We start from the raw sequence: 4,890 nt of genomic DNA on the forward strand, positions 1-4,890 counted from the left end.
CCGCCACTCGCACTCGTACATGGAATCGCTGCCTGACTTCGTCAAGCTGGTCGAGGCCTACGGTCACGTCGGCATCCGTATCACGGATCTGAAAGACCTGAAGCCGAAGATGGAAGAAGCGTTTGCGATGAAGGATCGCCTGGTGTTCCTCGATATCCAGGTCGATACCAGCGAGCACGTCTACCCGATGCAGATCAAAGACGGCTCCATGCGCGATATGTGGCTGAGCAAGACGGAGCGTACCTAACATGCGGCACATCATTTCCCTGCTTCTGGAAAACGAACCGGGTGCTCTGTCTCGCGTAGTCGGCCTGTTCTCGCAGCGCAACTACAACATCGAAAGCCTGACCGTGGCGCCGACCGAAGACCCGACCCTGTCGCGTCTGACGCTGACCACCGTCGGGCATGACGAGATCATCGAGCAGATCACCAAGAACCTGAACAAGCTGGTCGAAGTGGTCAAGCTGGTCGACCTGTCGGAAAGTGCTCATATCGAGCGCGAACTGATGCTGGTCAAGGTCAAGGCCACCGGCGCCCAGCGCGCCGAGATCAAGCGCACCACCGATATCTATCGTGGGCAGATCGTCGATGTCAGCGCCAGCGTCTATACCGTGCAATTGACCGGTACGAGCGACAAGCTGGACAGCTTCATCCAGGCGATCGGGACGGCCTCGATTCTGGAAACCGTACGCAGTGGCGTCACCGGGATTGCCCGTGGCGACAAAGTACTGAGCATCTGATTTCAATCAATTTAGCGAATGGCCTGATGGCCTGGATATATAGGGGTATTTCATGAAAGTTTTCTACGATAAAGACTGTGATCTGTCGATCATCCAGGGCAAGAAAGTCGCTATCATCGGCTACGGTTCCCAGGGCCACGCGCAAGCCTGCAACCTGAAAGACTCCGGCGTTGACGTGACCGTCGGTCTGCGTAAAGGCTCGGCCACCGTTGCCAAGGCTGAAGCTCACGGTCTGAAAGTGGCCGACGTTGCCACCGCCGTCGCCGCTGCCGACCTGGTCATGATCCTGACCCCGGACGAGTTCCAGGGCCAGTTGTACAAGAACGAAATCGAGCCGAACATCAAGAAGGGCGCTACCCTGGCCTTTTCCCACGGCTTCTCGATCCACTACAACCAGGTCGTTCCACGTGCCGACCTGGACGTGATCATGATCGCGCCGAAGGCTCCAGGCCATACCGTACGTTCCGAGTTCGTCAAGGGCGGCGGTATCCCTGACCTGATCGCCATCTACCAGGACGCCTCGGGCAACGCCAAGAACGTCGCGCTGTCCTACGCCGCTGGCGTCGGTGGCGGCCGTACCGGCATCATCGAAACCACCTTCAAGGACGAGACCGAAACCGACCTGTTCGGTGAGCAGGCCGTTCTGTGCGGCGGTACCGTCGAGCTGGTCAAGGCCGGTTTCGAAACCCTGGTCGAAGCAGGCTACGCGCCAGAAATGGCCTACTTCGAGTGCCTGCACGAACTCAAGCTGATCGTTGACCTCATGTACGAAGGCGGTATCGCCAACATGAACTATTCGATCTCCAACAACGCCGAGTACGGCGAGTACGTGACCGGTCCGGAAGTCATCAACGCCGAATCCCGTCAGGCCATGCGCAACGCTCTGAAGCGCATTCAGGACGGCGAATACGCGAAGATGTTCATCTCCGAAGGTGCCACCGGCTATCCATCGATGACCGCCAAGCGTCGTAACAACGCCGCCCACGGCATCGAAATCATCGGCGAGCAACTGCGCTCGATGATGCCTTGGATCAGCGCCAACAAGATCGTCGACAAGACCAAGAACTAAGTTCGGGTCTGTCTGGAAAAACGCGGCCTAGGCCGCGTTTTTTCGTTTAGGGGGCGGCTTCTGGTATAAAGCTGCATCGTTTTGCCGCCGAACGCCGGTTGCGAACCCCTGTCGAATCACTTTTCACCGTTGCAAGGTACTGTCCATGAGCGAACGTCCCGAAGAGCCGAACCAGGCTCCCGACGCCGAAAGCCTGCTGCCGATCGATGAACATGTCGAAGAAGGGCATGACGCCGAAGGCCGTAAAGTCCGGCATCGTGGTATCTATCTGCTGCCCAATCTCTTTACCACCGCGAACCTGTTCGCCGGTTTCTACGCGATCATCAGTGCAATGAGTGCGCAAAGCGCCGCCAGTGCCGGCGATCCGGCCGGAGCGAGCAAGTATTTCGCGTTTTCCGCCATCGCGATCTTCGTTGCCATGGTGCTCGATGGTCTGGATGGGCGTGTGGCCCGGATGACCAATACCCAGAGCGCCTTCGGTGCCGAGTATGACTCGTTGTCCGACATGGTCGCCTTCGGCGTCGCCCCGGCCCTGCTGGCCTTCGGCTGGGCACTGGGGGACATGGGCAAGGTCGGCTGGATGGTGGCCTTCATCTATGTGGCCGGCGCGGCATTGCGCCTGGCGCGCTTCAACACCCAGGTCGGCAAGGCCGACAAACGCTACTTCATCGGTCTGGCCAGCCCGGCGGCGGCCGGTGTGGTGGCCGGTACGGTCTGGGCGTTCAGCGACTACGGTATCCAGGGCTCGAAGATGTCGTTCCTGGTGGCGTTGTTGGTGGCGGCGGCCGGGATGCTGATGGTCAGCAACATCAAGTACAACAGTTTCAAGGAGTTGGATCTCAAGGGTCGCGTGCCGTTCGTGGCGATCCTGGCCGTGGTGTTGGTGTTTGCCGTGGTTTTCAGCGACCCGCCACGTATCCTGTTGCTGATCTTCCTCGCCTATGCGGCGTCGGGTCCGATTCAGTACCTGTTGCACTTGCGGCGCAACAAAAGCGTCGAGTGATGTAATTTCCCCCGGACTCGGTAGTCTATTGGTGCATCTGCCATCCAATACTGCGGAGTTGTCATGCTGATCAAGCTATCCAGGGCCTCCGACTCCAAAGAGTCGGAGGTCACGCCCGAATCACTCTACCTCTCCCGTCGCAGCCTGCTGGGCGGCTCGTTGGCTGCGCTGGCGCTCGGCAGCCTGCCGCGCCTGGCCAGTGCCGGGGAGGCGGCACGTTATGCCGATGTCGAGATGGGTAACGCGCCTTCCTGGTTTACCGGCAAGCTGCCGGATACCCGCTGGGGAGCGGTGACGGTCAAGGATGAAGCCGTCACGCCGTACAAGGACGCGACGCACTACAACAACTTTTACGAGTTCGGTACTGACAAGGGCGATCCGGCGCAAAACGCCGGGTCGCTGAAAGCCGAGCCCTGGTCGGTGGTGATCGATGGTGAGGTCGGCAAGCCGGGGCGCTACGCCCTCGAAGACTTCATGAAGCCTTACCAGTTGGAGGAGAGGATCTATCGACTGCGCTGTGTCGAGGCCTGGTCGATGGTAATCCCGTGGATCGGCTTTCCGATTTCGGCGCTGCTCAAGCAGGTCGAACCGACCTCCAAGGCCAAGTACATCCGGTTTGAAACCCTGCAGGATCCCAAGAGCATGCCGGGGCAGCGCTCCGGCTTCGCCCTGATCGACTGGCCCTATGTCGAGGGGCTGCGCCTGGACGAGGCGATGAATCCGCTGGCTATCCTCGCCGTGGGCATGTATGGCCGCGAGCTGCCGAACCAGAATGGCGCGCCCTTGCGTCTGGTGGTGCCCTGGAAGTACGGCTTCAAGAGCGTCAAGTCCATCGTGCGGATCAGCCTGGTGGAGCAGCAGCCGAAAACCACCTGGCAGAGTATTGCGGCGAATGAATATGGCTTCTATGCCAACGTCAATCCGACGGTTGACCATCCGCGCTGGAGTCAGGCTCGGGAACGGCGCCTGCCCAGCGGGCTGTTCAGCCCGAATGTACGGGAGACGCAGATGTTCAATGGTTACGCGGAAGAAGTCGCTTCCCTGTATGTCGGCATGGATCTGCGGAAAAACTACTGATGCGATATTGGTTCTGGCGCCTGAGTGTGTTTGTCGCTGCGGTGATCTGGCCGTTGCTCTGGTTGTATCAGGCCTGGATCTTCGCCCTGGGGCCGGATCCGGGCAAGGTGCTGGTCGATAGGTTGGGCTTGGGAGCATTGATCCTGCTGCTGGTGACACTGGGGATGACCCCGTTGCAGAAGCTGACCGGCTGGGCTGGCTGGATAGCGGTGCGGCGGCAACTGGGGCTTTGGTGCTTTGCCTATGTGGTGCTGCACCTGGCGGCCTATCTGGTGTTTGTATTGGGGCTGGATTGGTCGCAGTTGGGTGTGGAGTTGAGCAAGCGGCCGTACATCATCGTCGGGGCGTTGGGGTTTCTCGGGTTGCTGGTGCTTTCCGTTACCTCCAATCGCTACAGTCAGCGGCGGCTGGGCAAGGCCTGGAAGAAGCTGCATCGCCTGAGCTATGTGATTCTCGGGCTGGGTTTGCTGCATATGCTCTGGATCGTCAGGGCGGACCTGAAGGAGTGGGCGGTGTATGCCGCTACAGGAAGCTTGCTTCTGTTATTGCGCATCCCCTTGATTGCGCGGCGGATTCCGCGGCTTGCCGCAAAAAGACCGATAACCCCCTCCCTATAGGAACCGGCTTGCTGGTCTCTGCCTCTGCCTCTGCTTTGGTCTTTTGCTCTTGCTCTTGCTCTTGTGCTTTTGCTTTTGTGGGAGCCTGCTTGCTGGCGACCCGCCGCAGGCGGCCATCCAGCTAGATCTGTGGTGATTTGGATGCCGCCATCGTCAGCAAGCGGAGCGCCGCCCGGCCGTCTCCTACAAGGGGCCTGCGTTTAACCGTAAGTTCATGTTTTTGACCTTTATGAGCGAAATCGTCAAATAACGGTTGACGCTGCTTCTGAGGGGCCTATAATGTGCCCCACTTCCGGCGCTGTCCTATCGGAAAACTCCTTGAGATTCAACGAGTTATCTTGTTTTGGAGAGTGCGGCTTCAAATCACCGAAGCACGGAACAAGC

General features: G+C 59.2%; 6 protein-coding genes. All 6 read left to right on the top strand.

What is annotated here, in order from left to right:
• Positions 1–247 (top strand): thiamine pyrophosphate-dependent enzyme (locus K675_RS30720; RefSeq protein ID WP_017903921.1); only part of this gene is annotated, 247 nt, incomplete at its 5' end.
• A gap of 1 nt (position 248) precedes the next feature.
• Positions 249–740: an acetolactate synthase small subunit gene (ilvN, locus tag K675_RS0112840; protein WP_010444113.1), complete on the top strand. Its 492-nt coding sequence runs from the start codon at positions 249–251 to the stop codon at positions 738–740.
• Positions 741–792: 52 nt separating this feature from the next.
• On the top strand, positions 793–1,809 hold the full coding sequence (gene ilvC / locus K675_RS0112845; protein ID WP_017903922.1) for a ketol-acid reductoisomerase: 1,017 nt from the start codon (positions 793–795) through the stop codon (positions 1,807–1,809).
• Positions 1,810–1,954: 145 nt separating this feature from the next.
• The gene (gene pssA, locus K675_RS0112850) at positions 1,955–2,812 is read left to right on the top strand and encodes a CDP-diacylglycerol--serine O-phosphatidyltransferase (RefSeq protein WP_017903923.1); all 858 of its coding nucleotides are present in this window, start codon (positions 1,955–1,957) and stop codon (positions 2,810–2,812) included.
• 63 nt (positions 2,813–2,875) lie between these two features.
• Positions 2,876–3,889 carry a protein-methionine-sulfoxide reductase catalytic subunit MsrP gene (gene msrP, locus K675_RS0112855; RefSeq protein ID WP_017903924.1) on the top strand — a complete coding sequence of 338 codons (1,014 nt, stop codon included), beginning with the start codon at positions 2,876–2,878 and terminating at the stop codon, positions 3,887–3,889.
• Positions 3,889–4,506: a protein-methionine-sulfoxide reductase heme-binding subunit MsrQ gene (msrQ, locus tag K675_RS0112860; RefSeq protein ID WP_017903925.1), complete on the top strand. Its 618-nt coding sequence runs from the start codon at positions 3,889–3,891 to the stop codon at positions 4,504–4,506. Before msrP ends, msrQ begins: the two co-directional genes overlap by 1 nt.
• Positions 4,507–4,890: the final 384 nt, after the last annotated feature.

This window comes from Pseudomonas fuscovaginae SE-1 (assembly GCF_000364705.1).
Classification (GTDB): domain Bacteria; phylum Pseudomonadota; class Gammaproteobacteria; order Pseudomonadales; family Pseudomonadaceae; genus Aquipseudomonas; species Aquipseudomonas fuscovaginae_A.

Excerpts from the sequence above, each read along its gene's own strand:
- ilvN (WP_010444113.1), top strand. The coding sequence starts at position 249 with ATGCGGCACATCATTTCCCTGCTTCTGGAAAACGAACCGGGTGCTCTG.
- ilvC (WP_017903922.1), top strand. The coding sequence starts at position 793 with ATGAAAGTTTTCTACGATAAAGACTGTGATCTGTCGATCATCCAGGGC.
- pssA (WP_017903923.1), top strand. The coding sequence starts at position 1,955 with ATGAGCGAACGTCCCGAAGAGCCGAACCAGGCTCCCGACGCCGAAAGC.
- msrP (WP_017903924.1), top strand. The coding sequence starts at position 2,876 with ATGCTGATCAAGCTATCCAGGGCCTCCGACTCCAAAGAGTCGGAGGTC.
- msrQ (WP_017903925.1), top strand. The coding sequence starts at position 3,889 with ATGCGATATTGGTTCTGGCGCCTGAGTGTGTTTGTCGCTGCGGTGATC.